Below are 18,073 nucleotides of genomic sequence, written 5' to 3' on the forward strand. Positions count from 1 at the left end.
TTAGTTATCGGGTACACCTGTAATTAGTCTAATTTCAAAATTAAGCTAAGAAAAACAAATACCCACTTAAACCTCTTGACCTCCAATCACACCTCTATTCCACTACTACATTCTCCAATAAGATCTCAGAGAGCAATTCCAATTTTCTTGCTTTATACAATGCTTCCATCTCTTCAAGTTTTGCGGATTTATCAGATGGCTTGTAGTTTTCATAATCTTGTAAGATCAAGCCACCTATTTCATGCCTTTTGATGGCTTTTCTGAATCGAACACCTCCACCATCGGTATGGTATGAATAGGCTAGATAATCGATCAAATGGTTCTCTTGATTGATCCAGTACAAAAACTCATCATCAAAATCCTCTCCTCCACCCTCTTCGGCAAAAGTCACCTTGATTACATCATACTTGTTGCCATCAATTTCAGTCGAACCAATGTACGTTTTAAATACAGCCGGATCATTGAGTCCATAAGGCAAAAAAGCAAAATAGGCTACTGAATTGACAGAGTTAGTAAATGCCCGCTCTCTTTTTTCATCCAATTCTACGGCATTACCATTGACAAATCGCGTGAATCCTGTATTATTCAAAACATCCTTTACTTGACCTGTACTGTCTGAAAATGCTCTGATATATTCAAAAGCAGTAGGTGATTTGAATATTTGATATGAGCGATCTCTAAAGTCAAAACTAATCTTGGCAGACTCAAATTTCTTTCCTCCATGAGCCATTATTGATTGGTCTATCAACTTTTCGGCCTCTGTTCGTGAATCGCAAGAGAAAAGCAAGAGCGCACCAAGCAAGTAAAGTATATAAGATTTCATATTTAGGGTAGATTAAGAACGACCGAAAGTTAAGCAATCAATTTGTCAATTGGTAGGTAATAATTGATTTGAGGAAGAGGTGATTCCCTAAACTATCAGCGGCAAATACTTCCTTTTTGGCAGGAATAATAAGTCCTTTGTAATTTTGAAGTTCTACAGTATTGATCACTTCATACTCCCCTCGATTGGCTCTTTTATAACCAATGAATTGGTGATTTTCTGGTAAAAAGAATAATGCCAGCTTTTGACCATTTTGAAGTTCCACTTGCACTATTTCCGCCTCTCGATTATCGGAAAGTTGAATTTTATTCTGATAATGTGCTGAGCTTATATTTCCATCCAAGCTTAGTGGAAAAGTAAAATCATGATAAAAAGACTCCAACTCTGACTTCTTGTTGGCTAGAAAACTTTCATTGAGCACTTCATTCTGTCCCATCCAATAGCTTACTTTCAAGCCATCAAAAGTAACTCGATGCAAAACGCTATCCTTTTCCCAATTGCTTTTCGCTTCAAAAAAAGGCTTCAGCCTAAATTCCAGATTGAATACTTGTGAAGGAATTTCCTCAGCTTCTTGGTTATAGTTTTTGACAACTCGATTGACTTTGATCAATTCAGTATCTCCCCAATTTCTCTCTGCATCATGAAATAGCACAGAGGCATCGATAATACCTTGAGCTTGCTTCTCTGGAGATGGGGAGCAAGAGTTTAGCAGAAAAGAGGCAAACAATATAAGATAAATGACTTTGTTCATCAGTGTTAGTTTTCTTTGATGATAAAGTTAAAAAGAAAAAGAGGTTGATTAGTGATCAACCTCCTTTATAAAAAATAAAAATCGGCTTATTTAACGTATGATGATAACGTCTTCACCTTCGAAATCAGTACCATCGAGCAACTTACCAGTGATCTTAACTTTAATAACATCACCAGAAGAAACATTGCCTAAGGCTTTGACAATATCTGAGCTATTAAAACGAAGTGTCAAATCTGTATAACCATCTTCCCCTAAAGTATGGCATGCATTGGCATCAAGAGATTCACCATTAGAAGATTCATATGGAGTAGCTACATCATCGTAAGCAAAACCAATAGGGGAAACGCCTTCAAGTGTGATAGAAGAAACATCTATATCATTGACATCAAAACCCTCAGCCCCAAGTATGGCAGTAGGAATCACTCCATTTCTTCTTAGTTGAATTGGATTAGGACAGCTTCCCGGATGTACATCAAATGCCACAGTTATATTTTGATCGGGAACAGTGATTGTTACCGAAGTTTTGGCATATTCTGCTCCATCACCTACAAGGCAAAGATCAAAAGTATATACCCCTGGTTCTGTACCCTCCGGAACAGTGATCGTTACATCAAACAATCTCTCGATTGGTTCATCCAATATAATATCTTCATAAGAGCTTGGATCTACATCTGTCAACCAAGAAGCAAAAGTGGGATCACAAGAAGTAATACTCAAATTATCGATCTTACTTAAATTTTCAGAAATAATCGCTGAAATAAAATCTGCCACATCTGGACTAGAGGAGTTAAAAGGAAAAGCATCGCCTCCTGTCAATTGTGAAGCTGCTTTCCATAATGCAAATGGATTCCCACTTGTTCCACCTGAAAATAATGTAATTAAAGTGATGCCATTTTCTTTCAATTCATTGATCGTTTTTGCAAACTCTAAATCATCAGCTGTACCTACGATTTCATCTCTTCCTGGATCAGGACCTGTTGTAAATCCATTGATTCCTAAAAGACTATAAACATTACAATCGTGAGGGAGATTGTCCAACCAAAATATCGCGATTTTCTTAGATCCAGCTCTCCAATTTAAAGTTTCATCATTGTATAATTCCCATAAAGGTCTCGTAAAATTCTCTGGACCATCATTTCCAAAACCTAATACCATGGAATTAATCCCATTTGCTGTATTAGATAAATCTGAACTTAGATTTGCATCCAATCTATATGGATAGTCAATTCCAGATCCGTAATTTGTTGGTCCATATCCACAACCTCCAAAAACTCCATTATAATCCATATGGGAGATAGCTCCGAAGTTGGTATCTGGAATCAAACTCCGCAAGGAATTCATAATGTTTATTGAATTTGCCTTGGCAGTATTCAAAACTCCCCCCATACTTCCTGTCAAATCCAAAATGAACATCACATCTCCCGATGAGGGTGCCCCATTGATTTTACCAGTCAATGTCTGAGTATGACTTTCTGTAGGTTTGAGGGTAGCTTCAATTTCTGACTCCAGACTATTCCCTGACTCTGACATGAAGGCGTTCGACTTTTGTTTAAAAATGTAATCCTTTAAAGGAACCATCGAAGGAGGCAACTCCCCTTCAAAATTGTTACTCAACATATCTATTTCGATTTGTTGATTTAATTGATTCACATCCTGCTGAATATCTGTTAAATCTTGACAGGCATAAAATGTAGAAAAAAGAATTGCCAGACTGGCAATCTTAAAGATGTTGTGTTGTAAATTTTTCATAAAACTTAACATTTGATTTGTAAATAAATGGGATCTAAAATTCAAAACAGCCTCAGCTGTACCAAGCACGAGAGTAGAATCAAAAAGTCGAATGAATCGAAATTGATCACTCAAATAATTAAGTTCTAAGCTAGGTATAGGATACTTTTTGAAAAATATAGAATATACAATAGACCTACTTTCAGGGACGGTTGCACCATCTGAATGTACAACTACCGAAAACAAAATAACTTTTTTTGTATTTGAAAAACTTTTTTAAATATCTAAATATAAACAGATTGAGTAATTACTTATATTTATCAATAGTTAAGCATCAGTTATTGAGCGCTTTACCAATTTTGATCAAACCCTCACTAGATACTCTAAAGTATTGAAGATATGTTGATACTTATATTTTTACTAATCACTAATATAACCACCTTCCCAACCCAACAAGGGTTTAAAGAGATCTCACCAGCCTCTGTTAATAAACCTTCAATCCTTCAATTAGAACGATATGAAGGAGACCGACCCGATACTGTATGGTTGCAATCTAGTCTTACAGATGTCATTCAAATAAAAGAAAAAAGAGGAAATCATGTTTGGTTCAAAATAGACATTTACAATCCCAAGGAGAATGACACAGCTTTTGTTTTTCTAAACCCAAAACCAATCCTACTCTATTCACTTCATATCAATAAAAAAGGTATGCTAGTTCCAATAGATACAGCTGGAACTTGGGTACAAGCAAAAAATTCATATTTCAAACATTTCCCTGAAATCACTTTCCTACCCTTACCAGCAAATGATACAACTACTTTTATTATCAAGGCCAATATTTTGAGATCAAATCCTAAAAGAGCATCCTTATCAGTAAAAGATCGATTAGCTACGTACGAGGAGTTCTATCATAGAGATTATCAGGCTGAATTCGTGAGAGTGATTCATACCATTTCCATGGGGCTGATTACTTTTGCAGCTATTTTCTTTTTTGCTTATGCCTTAATCAATAGGCAAAGACTCTACTTCATTTATTTACTTTATATAATATCTAGCTGGTTTTTTTCTCTCCAATTTTGGGCGCATATCCCATTTGTGAGTTATGGTTATTTTCATGGACTGGTATTTCTCAAGCATTACACCTTTGAAGCTTCTACCATTTGGGTTTATATCTTTTATATTCTTTTTATCAAAGACCTTTTAGAAATCAAAAAACAAAATATCACGCTAGCAAAAACACTTAACGGGCTCTGCTGGATACTTTTTTTATACAGCTTGCTATTTATGTTTTTGAATATCTCGGGTATAAATGACCAATTAATACCCCTAATCTATAATGGATTTAGGGTTTTGATTATGCCAATTTATATTGGATTACTTGTCTATATCATAGCTACTATACAAAGCCCAGTCAAAAAATACTTTGTAATGGCAGCAGGAGTGATGTTGATAGGCACTTTTACTGCAATTTACCTGGCTATGTTCCATGATAGAAGTATCACCATAGGGAGAGCTATCATCAATGATGGAGATATTTTAGTCATTACTATTTTTATAGAAATTACGATCAATGCCATGATTCTAGCCTACTACAACAGCTTAGTAAAAAAAGAAAGTATTCAAAATCAAAACCTTTATATCAAACAACTAGAGACAAACAAGCAGCTCGTTCAGGAAGAGAGTATTAGGCTAGAAAAGCTTATCAAAGAAGCAAAAGAAACCATTCAAAAAGAGCATCAAAAAAAAGAAGAACAAAGAATGATGCTGATGAAAACTGTCTTCGAGAATAAAATTCAAAGCCTAAAACTTCAAACCCTCGAAGCTCAGATGGACCCACATTTTATTTTTAATGCCATTAGTGCATTTAGAGATTTGGTTCTGAAACATTCAGAAACCAAAGCAGTGAATTACATCAATGCTTTTGCAACACTTTTGAGAAAAACACTTTCTTATAACAAACTTCCAGCTATAGACCTTCAAGAGGAACTGAAAATCACAGAGCTATATTTGGAAATTGAACAACTGAGATTCAATGATGACTTTAACTTCAAGATCATCATTGAAAAAGGACTTTGCATTGAACAAATTCAGATCCCCCCTAGAATTCTCCAACCCCTTGTAGAAAACGCCATCAAACACGGACTTCTACCATCAGCCAAACCGATTAAACTGATCGAAATATCAGTCTGCCAAGAAATAGATGGCTTGAAAATAAGAATTAAAGATAACGGTATAGGGTATGAAAAGGGTTTAAAATCAAAATTGACAACAGAACCCAATAGAAAATCATTTGGTCTAAGTTTGATTGAAGAAAGATTGAGGTTATTCAATGAACAGTTTCAACAACAAATACATTTTGAAGTCCATCAAAACTATAGTTCCGAAAATGACTTTGAAACCTATGCCACACTGACTGTTCAAAATCAATAAAATACCCTGTTGAGGGTATTTTTAAAAATATTTTTTTAAGTAACTTCACATATTCAAAACAACATACTGAATTTGAAGACATGACAGATTCTATAAAAATTATTTATGTTGATGATGAGGATCATTCCTTGGATACTTTTCAGTATATGATAGAAAAGAATACAAGTGGGGCTATACTTTTCAAAAGATACAAAAGACCTGACTTATTCTTGGAAGAATGGAAACAAGGAGAATTAAGTTTTGATTTACTTTTTTTGGATATAGAGATGTTCCCTTTGAATGGAATTCAGCTATTACTGGAGATGAAAAAAATTAATTCCACGTTTAATTTTGACCTTGTGTTTCTCACAGCTTATGATGATTTTGCATTAGATGCATTTAGACATAACGCAATCGACTATCTACTAAAACCCTTGATGATTGATGATTTTTTAGGCTGTTTAGAAAAATGGAAACACAAAAAGATTCAAAAAATTGACCCAATACAAATTGAATTATTACGCGTGCTCTTTGATGCCCCACACAAAAAACCAGAACAGTTGGCTGTTCCAACTATGGATGGCTATGAAATTATTGAAATAAGAAAAATAATCAGATGTGAAGCTGAAAGAAACTACAGCCACATCTACCTTTCTGATAACTCCAAATCATTTTTGGTTTCTAAAAACTTAAAAGAGCTTGAAAATGCTTTAACCTGCAACGGATTTCTCAGAATACATCATTCTCACTTAATAAATCCAACCCACCTCAAAAGAGTATTGAAAACTGATGGAGGCATTGTAGAAATGATCGACAATACAAAAATTAGAATTAGTCGAAATAAGAATCTAATATTAGAATCAATTTTTAATAATATTTCCAAAATTTGACTTCCTATTCTGCTTTAGGACCTTTTTAAATGCAAGAAATATCATTGAATAAAGAATAGTGTATTCAAACAAAAGAATAGGCCATTTTTCATCTACGCCAAACTCCCTATAAGCATGATAAGACAAAAACACCAAAGCAGTCCATGCTAAGAAAACTCTGTCCCCCACCAAAATCCCGAGACCAAATGCAGGAATCAGATACCAAGGGTGAACAGTCGTCTGAAAAAGTAAGTAGGCCAAATAAACCCATACGATGCGCTGTACTAAATCTGGTAAATTGGCTTTTTTAACGCCCAAACTAAGCCATAAAATCAAACCGAGAGACAACATGCTCAACACTGGACCAAGGGTTCTAATCGGGTTATAATCCAACCAAAAACTAGAAATCCATCTGAGTAAATAGTAAATGGACCCATTGAACTCAAAACTACTTTGATACAATCTGAAGCTCTGCCAAAAATTCAAAAAGGCTCCCTCGAAGAATAATGGGATAAATAACACCACAATAACGAGCGCAGAAAGTAAAAGAAAAACCAGTCTACTCTTTCCACCAAAAAACTTCAGTAAAATAGGACCCAGCATCAAAGGACTTAACTTCACCCCCACTGCCCAAGTCCAAAATATTGAAGCTCGATTCACTTTGCCTAGGAAGTACGCCATTCCCAGTAAGCCAAAAAGCACCATTCCTTCAAAATGAAGATTGCCTGTCAGCTCCAAGATCACAAGTGGATTGAAGGCATACAAAAGGACTTTGGACTTTGGAAGATTCCATTGTTTTAGGATTTGAATTAATAAAAGACAATTCAAGATTTCAAAAAGCAAAACAGCAAGTCGAAGAATCAGGATATTCATACTCAAATGCTCCCCTCCCAATGCTGCTAACCAGAAAAATAGCTGATGCAAAGGTGGATAAACTGAATAATACCCACTAGAATTCATTTGAGTCAAGAGCTGATTCCAATACTCGGAATCACCAATTTTTAACAATTCAAATGCTTCTTGAGGAAGATACAGATAAGGGTTGATTCCATTTCTAATCAGCTGCCCATCAAAAATAAAGCGATAAAAATCATCTGAAAGAACAGGTTCTGAAATTATCAGAATCATTCTCAACAAAAAAGCATACATCAATCCCAATTTTAAGGAAATTCCCCATTTTTCAGCATTTTGGTAGATGATCAAACTTACTCCAAAACAGAGCATATAAAGCGTCAATTGAATGAAAAAGTCACTTCGATCTAAGCAGTAGCCCAAAAAAAATAGCGCTATTGAGTAGATCAAAATGACCATGTAGAACTGTATGCTGTTTTTCAAAAAGAAGCTTTTAAAGTGTTTTGAATTATTTTTTACAGTTGGCCTTAATGATATTAATTACCAACTCTGTCTCGTCCTTAAGAATAGTTGATAATTTTTTGTTGATTTTTTTTAGCTATTCAATTGCCTCCCGATGTTCGGGACGGGCACTTCAGGGCAAAAGCACATAGATATTCATTATTGCATTGGGTTGAAACCCAATGTTAGTATCATTTGCCCCTTCAGGGCATTGATTCTCGACTCTTACTTCATCGTCCCTCATTCATCCTTCATCCTTTATACTCCCTCATTCATCTTCATCCCTCCACCTTCCTCCTTTGTCTTGCGTCTTGTATCTTATATCTTGTGTCTCACATCTCACATCTCATATCTCACATCTCCTCAATCATTCCTTCAATTTCAACTCTTCCCTCAAAAACTCATCCTCCACCCCGTTTCTCGTCCAATAATCAATCACTTTCACAGCTTTTCTCCGTGCTTTGGTAACTTCTTTCTGACCATTGGATTTGGTTTGGCTTTCTTCCCAAGCCATGATTTCGTGTGGAAAATCTTTCTCGAAATCTATCTTCAATACACGTGATCCTGAGCTGTAAGTCAATTCTAACTGCTTGCGGTCATTGCTGATGTCTTGCACTCTGATAAATGCTTCTTCCGCCGCCAATTCCTGATGGGAAAAGCGTTGATAAAATAAAGATGGGAATATGGTCACCCCTCCAATAGGGATTTCATTGGGTGAAATTCGAATCAAATTCCATAAATCATCCTCAGCCATGCCTGTCAAACTGATCGATTGATCTCCTTCCTTTTCAAAATAAGAGAATAACTTTCCTGAATAGGAATCTTGCCCATTCAGATTAAGTTGGGTGAAACTCTGCCCACACCACTCCTGAACAGATGAAGTAAATTTGAGTCCTTGTGATTTCTCCTTCGTCGGGGTAAAAGCAGACAGCATCATATGATAGGGATAGATCCCCGTAACAAAATCTCTCGTCTGATTCATCTTCAACACAGAAATCTTATCCTTTCCGGCTTCCTGTGGATTGTCTAGCTTCACTTGCTTCTTCCTAGAAAAATCTTCCGTCACAAATATCAAGACCGCCTCTCCTGCTCTCGCTTCACCATATCGATATTGCTCCAAGTCAAAACTGCTGATTTCGGCTTTCCCCTGAAACCAATACTTCCCCCACTCCTCAAAATTAATATTTTCACGCTGAGGCGCTTTTGAACAAGAAAAGCTGATGGTGGCAATCAAAAAAAGAATGGTGAGTGATTTTTTCATAACATATAGTTTTTATTCGCACTCTAATTTACGATTAATAATTATATGATTCTCCGCAATGACACCCGCATGCAATTATATCACAAATAATCTTGTGGATAAGGTTTAACAGGTATCAGTCGATCAGTTATCAGTGCATCAAATGATTTAAAGTACACCATTTTGTTTGCTTACTGATGTGAAAGCGGATATGTAGATTATTTTACAGATTGCTGGGGAAGCTATTTGATGATGGAAAATCTGCTTAGGTCAAAGGATTTTCAATTCTTGGTAAATGGTACTTTACGTTGGCCCTGGCTAAGAAACGTGCGGGTTTTGGAACACGTATTTGTCAACCGAGAACCAAGTTTCATAACGTGTACTAAATTTCATTTTACCCTGTCAGCCCGCATGTTTTCTTAGCCTTTGTTGGGCAACGTTTTTCTTTTTTATTTTTTTAATTCTCTGTAATCTCTCTGTCCAAGGTCGCTGTCGTTGAGGAATAAGAAAGTTCTAATTGTCCCGGTAAACCTTTGTGCTTGTCCCAATTTACCGAATGTGAATTGTCTTGTCAGGGCTCTTGCGAAAATCTCAAGCAATACAATTGTCTTGGTGCGAACTTGGTCGTTTATCTTTCTTATCTCGTCAAGTTTGGTCTTGTCAATGTCCTTGTGGTTGTCCTTGAATTTATCAAACAACTCCTTGTCTGCGAGCAATAAGTCGGTCTCCAGTCGCTCCCAGAGTTGTTTGATATCCTTGCTTTTTTGCTTTGGATTGGATATGATTACGTCAAGGTTGTAGTATCTCGAATATTGTCCGAACTCCCCCAAAAAATCAACAAGTTGATTGAGGGTCGGGTTGTTTGTTAATGTGTCCAGGTCATCTTTGAGTGCAGGAGTACTCGCAACAAAGTAGTCAGCGGTTACTTTGTCCTTCAAGTAAAGGAGATTGTGTCCGTTGTCTTTTTTACTCTTTTTGAAGTCGTCCATTGTCGGGAATTGTCCGTACTGCTCCCAATGATAAAAGCAAATGATGAGCTTTAGAAGTTTCTCAAAGCCGTTAGATAGTAGGTTGAACGGAAGGTAGTAAAAGTCATTACCTCCGTTGATGTTTTGTAGCTCAGCGAGTCCAGAATGAATGAGATTGATTGAAGCACGCACTTCATCGTCAAGTGCTACTAACTTGTCGAAGGGAATTTCTTTGTCCTTTGATGTTGCTGTCTCCAATGTCATTTATTTAAATGTTGCCCAACGGTTTGATATCCGCAATCATTGCGCTATTTGTTCCATATTGAATCCTTTGCGCAAGTAAGTGGCGGATATTTCTTAATTATCTTCCTCTAAAACTACCAACTTCTTCACTCTAAAAAAATACCTACTACAGGGTATATTTGATCAAAAACGACATTTTACCAATATTTATAAATCGTCCAAAGAATCTTATAGCCTGCCCCGAAGACTCCTTTCACCGTGCCGCTTACTTTTGAGACGCCTATGCGCTTTCTGTAATCTACAGGGATTTCTGTGGTTTTGAGGCCTGCTTGGGCGGCTTTGATTTGCATCTCGATGGTCCATCCATAGTTTTCATCTACCATGCCCAAGGCTTTCAATTGATCCCACTTGATAGTCTTATAACTTATAATTATCCCTCATCATCGTTTTCATTTAGTTGATTCTCTAATTGCTCTACGGTGGGCAGTTGGCTTTTGAAGTTTTCAGGCAAGTTTTGTGTTAAAAGGTATTCGCTAATGCCAATGGGTTTTTGAATATCCCGCAATGCATATTCTGCCTCTATTTTATCTTTATCCTTGCACAAAATCAATCCAATGCTTGAATTATCGCTAGGAAGTTTGAGTTGGCTATCTACTGCGGAAAGATAAAAATTGAGCTTGCCTGCATATTCTGGTTTAAACTTTCCTGCTTTTAACTCAACCACAACAAAGCAACGCAGTTGAAGATGGTAAAAAAGCAAGTCAATATAATACTCGTTTTCACTCACTATTAATTGATACTGTCTTCCTACAAAAGCAAATCCCTTACCCAATTCTATCAAGAATTTTGTAATATGCTCCATCATAGCATTTTCGATTTCTCTTTCTAAAGCATCGTCTTCTAAACCTAAGAAATCAAAATTGAAGGGGTTTTTGAGGGTTTCTTGTGCCAATTCTGATTGTATCTCTGGCAAGGTATTTTTGAAATTGCTAATTGATTTCCCTTTGGCTTCGTAATACTTATTTTTAATGGCTAACGCTAAATTATCCCTGTTCCAACCGTTTTCTAAAGTGGCTTTACAATAAAATATAGCCTCTTCAATATTTTTTACTTTACTAATTATCAGCCTATTGTGCCCCCAAGGAATTTGTGCCACAGCTTGTGGCACAAATTCATGCTGTGTACTATAAAAAAGATACCACTGTCTAATAGCATAAAGGTTTCTCCGAGAAAATCCATTTATATTAGGGAAACTCAACTTTAAGTCAATAGAGAGTTGTTCCAAAACAGCCTCACCCCAATTGGCTGTTTTTTGTTTGGCAACTATCTCTTCTGCCAATTGCCAATACATTTCTAACATTTGGGAACTCACACTCACCGCTGCCCTTACCTGTGCAGCTTTTATTTTGTGCTTAATGTTTTCTAGCCAATGCTTATATGTATTGTCCAGTAAATTCATGTTTCGTAGTCTAGCGTTTTAAAGGTATCGAATTAGACAGGTTTAAAATCGAGTTTGAGTAAAATTCCCCAAATCTGTTCCCCACTAAAACTACCAACTTCTTCACTTTAAAAAAATACCTACTACAGGGTATATTTGATTAAAAATGACATTTTATTATGATTATCCGTAATGACGGCCGAACTAAATAAAACAATTGTATCAAGCGGATAATCGTCGACGGATGACAGTCGACAGCAGCTGAATCAAAAGTATGTACCTGATTAAATAGGGTTACTAGTGTGATAGCAGATACATACATTTTTTACCAATACTTATAAATCGTCCAAAGAATTTTATATCCTGCTCCGAATACTCCTTTTACCGTACCACTTACTTTTGAGACGCCTATGCGCTTTCTGTAATCTACGGGGATTTCTGTGGTTTTGAGGCCTGCTTGGGCGGCTTTGATTTGCATTTCTATGGTCCATCCATAGTTTTCATCTACCATTCCCAAGGCTTTCAATTGATTCCACTTGATCGCTCTGAATGGGCCAAGGTCGGTATAGTTGGTCTTGTAAATCCAGCGCATCAGCGTCGTCGCTAGCCAATTCCCAAAAACTTGAGGCAAGGTCATCGATCCGCCTTCTCTTTTCCCTAAAGCCCGAGAACCAATGACCATATCATAATCCTGTTCTATAATCGGCTTTATTAGATCAAGCAGCTGTTCGGGATAATCAGAATAATCTCCATCTAAAAACACGACGATATCTGCCTGTTCTTCAACTTTCGATAAATAATCCATGGCTGTCAGACAAGCTTTGCCATAGCCTTTCTGCGGTTCATCCAGAACAATTGCGCCAGCTACTTCAGCAACTTTTTTTGTGGTATCTGAAGAACCATTATTTGCCACCACCACATGCCTGACAATAGTGGGAATATCTCGGATAACTTTTCCAATGGAATCCTCCTCGTTGAAAGCTGGAATAATGACGTCGATGATAGGCTGATTCAATTGCAAAATTTTTGATTTGGTGAAAAGAAAGGGTTTGAATGATATTATTTCAACCTGTAGCTTTTGAAAGATTCAATACTGACTAGCGTAAAACCTAAAGCCAGCATCGCATGAAACACAAGCATTTCGTAGGTCTGAAAATAAATAGACATGACAACCATAAAGAAAAATACTACTGCCATTATTCCCTCTAGATAAGTTGTCATGGGAACCTTGAGTTGGTGATAGCTATTTTTCTTCCAAGATTCTGTCTCGCTCAGATTGTATTTTGGCGTGCGGATAAAAGGGGATTTCTTGCCCGTCAACCCTTCCCATACCGCTTGGGCATTGTGAATGGAAAGTCCCATAGACACGGAGAGAAACAAGGGCAATTCCCACAGGAATCTCAATATTCCTTTGGTAGAAAATTCCACCAAGCTCAAGTTGGCAAAGAAATACACCAAAGCGATAATCACGAAACCCACCAAGAAAACCGCTGCTCCTCTAAAAATCTCTCCAGGAATCATATCCTGCTGAAAAGCCCACCAAAGTGGGATACTACACAAACTCACCAGCACCACCGCGATAAAAATCGCTGCATTTAGTAAGTGTGCCGATGCATGCAATTTTTTTCTCAGGCCCAAGGGCTGTAGCCACACACTTTTCAGGTGTTTGGCTGCACACTCAGCACCACCCTTAGTCCAGCGAAACTGCTGAGACTTGATGGCTGACATCACAGGCGGCAACTCAGCAGGTGATTTTACATCTGGCCTGTAGATGAATTCCCAACCTTTTTGTTGCGCTCTGTAACTTAAGTCCAAATCCTCTGTCAAGGTATCATCATGCCAATTTCCCGCATCGAGGATACAGGATTTTCTCCAAATCCCACCCGTTCCATTGAAATTGATAAAGGCTTGCTGATGATTTCTCCCCATCTGCTCCACCATAAAATGGGCATCCAAAGCAAAAGCTTGAAGCCTTGTCAGAATAGAATAGCCTTCATTCAGATGCGTCCAGCGACTTTGTACCATGCCGATTTTTTCATTCGCAAAATGTCCAATAGTCTGGAGAATAAAGTCAGGATAAGGCACAAAATCTGCATCAAAAACAGCGATAAATTCACCTTTTGCCTGTTCCAAGCCCGATTTAAGTGCACCGGCTTTGAATCCTCTCCGATCTGTTCTGTGGATATACTGAAAATCTATCTCAGGATAATTTTGAATATAGCTTTTGATAATAGCTGCCGTTTCATCTGTACTGTCATCCAGCAGCTGGATTTCAAGTTTATTCTTTGGATAGTTGAATTTGGCAGCAGCGTCAATAAGTCTCTCAACTACATATTTTTCGTTGAAAATCGGGAGCTGTATCGTCACAAAAGGAAGCTTTTCCCAAGCAGGTGGACTTGCCTTGGGGATGTTTTTCCTAAACTGAAAAAAATGATAGAGCAAATTTGCTTGAGCAAAGCTATACAAGAGGATAAACAGCATCGCTAGGGCGTAAATGCCCATGATGATATAAATAAAGATCATTAAGATTTTATGCTTATGGATTTGTTGCCGATGATGATGGGCATGTCATTGATTCTGCCTTCTTCACCTGCATTTTCTAATTTCAAGACTCCTCTTGGGCATACGGCAGAGCAAACTCCACAACCCACGCAAGAAGACCTGACGATGTTTTGGCCTCTTTGCGCATACCAGCGAACATCGATTCCCATTTCGCAATAAGTGGAGCAATTGCCGCAAGAGATACACTGTCCGCCATTGGTGGTGATTCGGAACCTGGACTTGAAGCGCTGTACCAATCCTAGGTATGCTGCCAAAGGACACCCAAATCTACACCAAACTCTGTTCCCCATCAAGGGATAGAAACCAGTTCCGATCACTCCTGCAAAAGCAGAGCCAATCAAAAAGCCATAAACCGTATGCAATTCATTGGTGGCGTAACCCAATAGCTCAAATTCCATAAAATAATTCGCCAGCGTAACTGCAGTCATCACCACCGCAAAAACCAATACGCCATGGATCAAATACCGCTCAATTTTCCAAGATTTCAGGGACTTATCAGAAAGCTGACGGTAAGGATCACCCAGAGTCTCTGCCAATCCACCACATCCACAGACCCAACTGCAATACCATCTTTTTCCATAAAAATATGTGAATAGCGGCACACCCACCACAATCAAAATTATCCCCCAAACCAACATAAACATCCCCAAGGCTCCAGAACCTAGCATTCCTTCTAGTCTGTAATCGTAGAAAAAGGAGTAGTCCAATGGCCAGATATTCTTAAAATCATGCCAGGGCATATTGAACAAAACCAAGATTTCTGGAAGCATAAAAGCAAAAGCCAATTGGAAAAACATCACCGATGCCGTTCGAATCGTTTGGTAATTATTGCCCCGATATTTCCTAAACATCCTGATTCCCATGACTAAAATGGCCAGGGTGTAGATCAACCCATATAAAAACCACTGTGAGGCAGGATTGCCCGAAAGCGCCATTGATAAGGGATCGACCATCAGAACCAGATTGGTCAAATAGGCTGGAAACCAATAGAGAACAATGTAGAATAGAAGCAACCAAGAGCCTGTGATCATTCCAAGTAGCCCCCTCGACTTCATAGAAGAATGATAGATTCCATCATTTTTGATTCCATTGGGTTGATTTCGGTAGAGCGGGAGGATGTACAATAAAGCGCCAAATGCTCCAAGTAAAATGGTCACAGCAAGAAATAAACTCGGACTTTCACTCACAGGGCCTGTAGCTGAGGCTTTGGTCAAAGAAAAAGTGTAGTCATCCCAAATCACCTTATCCCATTCTTCAGCACTTTTCAATTCATCATTGTACCCATCAAAATACCTATTGAAGTCAGCAATGAATTTGATATTGGAGGTATAAACTTTGCCATACATCGGTTGGAGGATGTCTACCATTGCTTCTTGGTGAATATCCTTGGTCTCCGAAATGACTAATTCTTTTTCGAGTTGATAAGAACCATAAAATGGCAAAAGACTGAAACCAGCCAATGCCAAAATAAAAATTACCAAGCCTATTTTTTGAATGAATTTCATGCGCGGGAACCGATTAGCTTTTGGAGAAATGATTGTTTTTTGATTTGGATAGACCTCTTATTTTCCTGATTGTACTGCTTCAGAACTTCTTTATGCAAGGATTTGTAAAACTCAGGATTGAAACTCGCTTGACCCAGTTCTCCGAGCACTTTTTCTAGGTGATATCCTTTCTCAATGGCAGAATCGAAATATTCGTGGCGAAGTCTCCACCCGAATGCATTCACGCCGATTATCGCTTGATTTGATTTTTGATAGAGAATTCTGATGGCGATTTTCCCTTTGGAATCTTCCCAGTAAAAACTCTCTATCTCCTCTCCCCAAATCGGTGGGACAAATCCGTAAGTCTGATATTCGATGTCAAAGAATTTGGCTGAGTTGAACCAGATTCCTGGCTGATACGGTACTTTTTTGGAGTTGCTCAGGTTGTAGGCGAGTGTCTCTCCGTGCATTCTGCCCGTGTACCAGACCTGCTCGATGTTTTTACGATCAGCAGCCGGTGCTTCTTGGAATTCCGCACAGTCTCCGATGGCATAGACATCCTCCATATTTGTTTTGAAACATGCATCTATGACAACACCCCGATTGATTTGAATTTTGGATTCCTTTAGAAAATCTACATTTGGCCTCACGCCTACGGTCAATCCTACAAATTGACAATCAATCAAGTCACCTGATTTGGTTTTTATGGCTTTCACTCGGCCTGTTCCATCGTCTAGGATTTCATCAAGTTCGGTCTCTAATCGCAAATCAATATGATGTTCTTTGATATGTCTATTGATCAATTTGGCTTCATCTTCTGGCAAAATAGTATCCCAAAAATTCTTCTCTCTGACCAAAAAAGTCACAGGAATCTTTCGGCTTGAAAACATCTCTGCCATTTCGATCCCGATCAATCCCCCTCCCACGACCACTGCTCTTTTTACGGCTTGAGAATTTTTCTCCATCAATTCCAAATCCTGAATGCTGTAGAGTCCCTGAACTCCTTGGAGATTTTCTCCTTTCCACCCAAATTTATTTGGCTTTGAGCCTGAGGCAATGATCAACACATCATAATCAAAAGTAGAATCATCTGAAAAAATCAAAGTCTTTTTATCGGTATCCACCTGACTTACCCAAGCTTGTTTGAGGGCTATCCTATTTTTCTCCCAAAACCAATCTTCATAAGGCTTGGTATGCTCGTACTTCATGTGTCCCATGTAAATATACATCAGGGCAGTTCTTGAGAAAAAATGCTTGCTTTCTCCTGAAATAATTGTGATTTGACAGGTTTGATCTGCCTTTCTCAAATGTCTTGCACAAGTGACTCCTGCGATTCCATTACCAATGATTACAAAATGCTTGGATTTACTTTTCGTTGAGTGACCAGTCATAATCTAGGTGTGAGACTTTGGCTTTTGGGTTGATTTTTACTTTGGAATATTGGTTAAGATAGTCAATAATGTTCCCATTTTTTGTAAAATCACCCTTAAACCATGAAAAAATCTTTGAAATCTCAACCTTGTCTTTACTGATTTTATTTCTTTTTGAGTCATTGATAAATGTAATTGCTACTTTATCTAACTGAGTATCAATCTTAGCTGGCACAAAGGCCTCGTTGAGCAGTGGTGGACAGGAATATGATGCACAATTGATGGCAAAGTGAATGCGTGGCTCTTCAAATTCCTTCCTTAAAATCTTGTGTTCAATCTCATCTAAGCTTGCGTCTTGCCCTCCTATTTGGAAGAATTTAATGTGCCATACTGTATTGATGAGCGGAATTTTGATTTTTGGATGCAAGTCTTGAATACTTTTGACTGGATAATTATCCACGATCAATTTGATAGTAAAAGCATTATAAGCATTGATCCAGTAGGCTAATTGCTCATCCTTAGTCCAAGTCTTTCTGTCAGGTGCATTTTTACTTAATAAGTCACAATACTGGTTCAGCTTAGCTTTGTCTTTAATAAAACCTTGATAATCCACCATTCCTTCTTTAGAGACATGCTTCTTGAGCAATTGATCAAATATGTCATGAGATGGTGAACTACTACCTAATGTACCCAAATCTGATGCATTACAGGATAAATTAAAAAGTAGAATACAAGCAAGGAAGATTGAAACTTTCATTTTTTTACTCAATTAACGAATTAAGATAGCATTCGGATTAGAAAGACACTTTGATGAAACCAAGTTTATTGTATTTTA

Annotated in this window: 14 protein-coding genes and 1 pseudogene; 2 read left to right on the forward strand and 13 right to left on the reverse strand. The window is 37.7% G+C overall.

Features of this window, described 5'->3' with window-relative positions; all coding sequences use genetic code 11:
- Positions 1-94: 94 nt before the first annotated feature.
- The 3 genes from CHB66_RS01325 to CHB66_RS01335 form a co-directional block, all read right to left on the reverse strand.
- A complete protein-coding gene (locus CHB66_RS01325) occupies positions 95-823 on the reverse strand; it encodes a DUF6503 family protein (RefSeq protein ID WP_089237172.1) in 729 nt (242 codons plus the stop codon).
- Positions 824-860: 37 nt separating this feature from the next.
- Positions 861-1,574 carry a hypothetical protein gene (locus CHB66_RS01330; protein ID WP_089237174.1) on the reverse strand — a complete coding sequence of 238 codons (714 nt, stop codon included), beginning with the start codon at positions 1,572-1,574 and terminating at the stop codon, positions 861-863.
- Positions 1,575-1,664: 90 nt separating this feature from the next.
- Entirely contained in the window at positions 1,665-3,323 is a 1,659-nt protein-coding gene (locus CHB66_RS01335; protein ID WP_141107349.1) for a vWA domain-containing protein, read from the reverse strand.
- Positions 3,324-3,701: 378 nt separating this feature from the next.
- On the opposite strand from CHB66_RS01335, the gene CHB66_RS01340 reads away from it, so the two are divergent.
- Positions 3,702-5,732: a sensor histidine kinase gene (locus tag CHB66_RS01340; RefSeq protein WP_089237179.1), complete on the forward strand. Its 2,031-nt coding sequence runs from the start codon at positions 3,702-3,704 to the stop codon at positions 5,730-5,732.
- Positions 5,733-5,812: 80 nt separating this feature from the next.
- Complete coding sequence (locus CHB66_RS01345; protein WP_089237181.1) at positions 5,813-6,601, forward strand: LytR/AlgR family response regulator transcription factor; 789 nt, start codon at positions 5,813-5,815, stop codon at positions 6,599-6,601.
- Here CHB66_RS01345 and CHB66_RS01350 read toward each other — a convergent pair.
- From CHB66_RS01350 to CHB66_RS01395, 10 genes and pseudogenes are all read right to left on the reverse strand, one after another.
- Positions 6,572-7,915: a carotene biosynthesis protein gene (locus CHB66_RS01350; RefSeq protein ID WP_245812641.1), complete on the reverse strand. Its 1,344-nt coding sequence runs from the start codon at positions 7,913-7,915 to the stop codon at positions 6,572-6,574. The genes CHB66_RS01345 and CHB66_RS01350 overlap by 30 nt on opposite strands.
- Positions 7,916-8,300: 385 nt before the next feature.
- Positions 8,301-9,194, reverse strand: a complete 894-nt coding sequence (locus CHB66_RS01355) for a hypothetical protein (RefSeq protein WP_089237185.1) — start codon at positions 9,192-9,194, stop codon at positions 8,301-8,303.
- Between the two features lie 428 nt (positions 9,195-9,622).
- Entirely contained in the window at positions 9,623-10,405 is a 783-nt protein-coding gene (locus CHB66_RS01360; protein ID WP_089237187.1) for a hypothetical protein, read from the reverse strand.
- 176 nt (positions 10,406-10,581) lie between these two features.
- Positions 10,582-10,791, reverse strand: a pseudogene (locus CHB66_RS01365) (glycosyltransferase family 2 protein); the annotation flags it as partial.
- Positions 10,792-10,814: 23 nt separating this feature from the next.
- Positions 10,815-11,843 (reverse strand): PDDEXK nuclease domain-containing protein, encoded by a 1,029-nt coding sequence (locus tag CHB66_RS01370; RefSeq protein ID WP_089237189.1) that lies wholly within the window; start codon positions 11,841-11,843, stop codon positions 10,815-10,817.
- Positions 11,844-12,147: 304 nt separating this feature from the next.
- Positions 12,148-12,837 (reverse strand): glycosyltransferase family 2 protein, encoded by a 690-nt coding sequence (locus CHB66_RS01375; protein ID WP_089237440.1) that lies wholly within the window; start codon positions 12,835-12,837, stop codon positions 12,148-12,150.
- A 44-nt stretch (positions 12,838-12,881) separates the two neighbouring features.
- Positions 12,882-14,345, reverse strand: coding sequence for a cellulose synthase family protein (locus tag CHB66_RS01380; protein ID WP_089237191.1), 1,464 nt, complete (start codon positions 14,343-14,345; stop codon positions 12,882-12,884).
- Positions 14,345-15,889, reverse strand: a complete 1,545-nt coding sequence (locus CHB66_RS01385; RefSeq protein WP_089237193.1) for a 4Fe-4S binding protein — start codon at positions 15,887-15,889, stop codon at positions 14,345-14,347. Before CHB66_RS01385 ends, CHB66_RS01380 begins: the two co-directional genes overlap by 1 nt.
- Positions 15,886-17,259: an NAD(P)/FAD-dependent oxidoreductase gene (locus tag CHB66_RS01390; RefSeq protein ID WP_089237195.1), complete on the reverse strand. Its 1,374-nt coding sequence runs from the start codon at positions 17,257-17,259 to the stop codon at positions 15,886-15,888. Before CHB66_RS01390 ends, CHB66_RS01385 begins: the two co-directional genes overlap by 4 nt.
- Positions 17,234-17,995 carry a DUF547 domain-containing protein gene (locus CHB66_RS01395; protein ID WP_089237197.1) on the reverse strand — a complete coding sequence of 254 codons (762 nt, stop codon included), beginning with the start codon at positions 17,993-17,995 and terminating at the stop codon, positions 17,234-17,236. The genes CHB66_RS01390 and CHB66_RS01395 overlap by 26 nt, the downstream gene beginning before the upstream one ends.
- Positions 17,996-18,073: the final 78 nt, after the last annotated feature.

The organism is Belliella buryatensis, assembly GCF_900188245.1.
Lineage (GTDB): Bacteria > Bacteroidota > Bacteroidia > Cytophagales > Cyclobacteriaceae > Belliella > Belliella buryatensis.

Bases quoted from the DNA above. Each gene is read 5' to 3' on its own strand.
- CHB66_RS01380 (WP_089237191.1), bottom strand. From the start codon at position 14,345: ATGATCTTTATTTATATCATCATGGGCATTTACGCCCTAGCGATGCTG.
- CHB66_RS01370 (WP_089237189.1), bottom strand. From the start codon at position 11,843: ATGAATTTACTGGACAATACATATAAGCATTGGCTAGAAAACATTAAG.
- CHB66_RS01335 (WP_141107349.1), bottom strand. From the start codon at position 3,323: ATGAAAAATTTACAACACAACATCTTTAAGATTGCCAGTCTGGCAATT.
- CHB66_RS01340 (WP_089237179.1), top strand. From the start codon at position 3,702: ATGTTGATACTTATATTTTTACTAATCACTAATATAACCACCTTCCCA.
- CHB66_RS01385 (WP_089237193.1), bottom strand. From the start codon at position 15,889: ATGAAATTCATTCAAAAAATAGGCTTGGTAATTTTTATTTTGGCATTG.
- CHB66_RS01390 (WP_089237195.1), bottom strand. From the start codon at position 17,259: ATGACTGGTCACTCAACGAAAAGTAAATCCAAGCATTTTGTAATCATT.
- CHB66_RS01325 (WP_089237172.1), bottom strand. From the start codon at position 823: ATGAAATCTTATATACTTTACTTGCTTGGTGCGCTCTTGCTTTTCTCT.
- CHB66_RS01330 (WP_089237174.1), bottom strand. From the start codon at position 1,574: ATGAACAAAGTCATTTATCTTATATTGTTTGCCTCTTTTCTGCTAAAC.
- CHB66_RS01360 (WP_089237187.1), bottom strand. From the start codon at position 10,405: ATGACATTGGAGACAGCAACATCAAAGGACAAAGAAATTCCCTTCGAC.
- CHB66_RS01355 (WP_089237185.1), bottom strand. From the start codon at position 9,194: ATGAAAAAATCACTCACCATTCTTTTTTTGATTGCCACCATCAGCTTT.
- CHB66_RS01345 (WP_089237181.1), top strand. From the start codon at position 5,813: ATGACAGATTCTATAAAAATTATTTATGTTGATGATGAGGATCATTCC.
- CHB66_RS01395 (WP_089237197.1), bottom strand. From the start codon at position 17,995: ATGAAAGTTTCAATCTTCCTTGCTTGTATTCTACTTTTTAATTTATCC.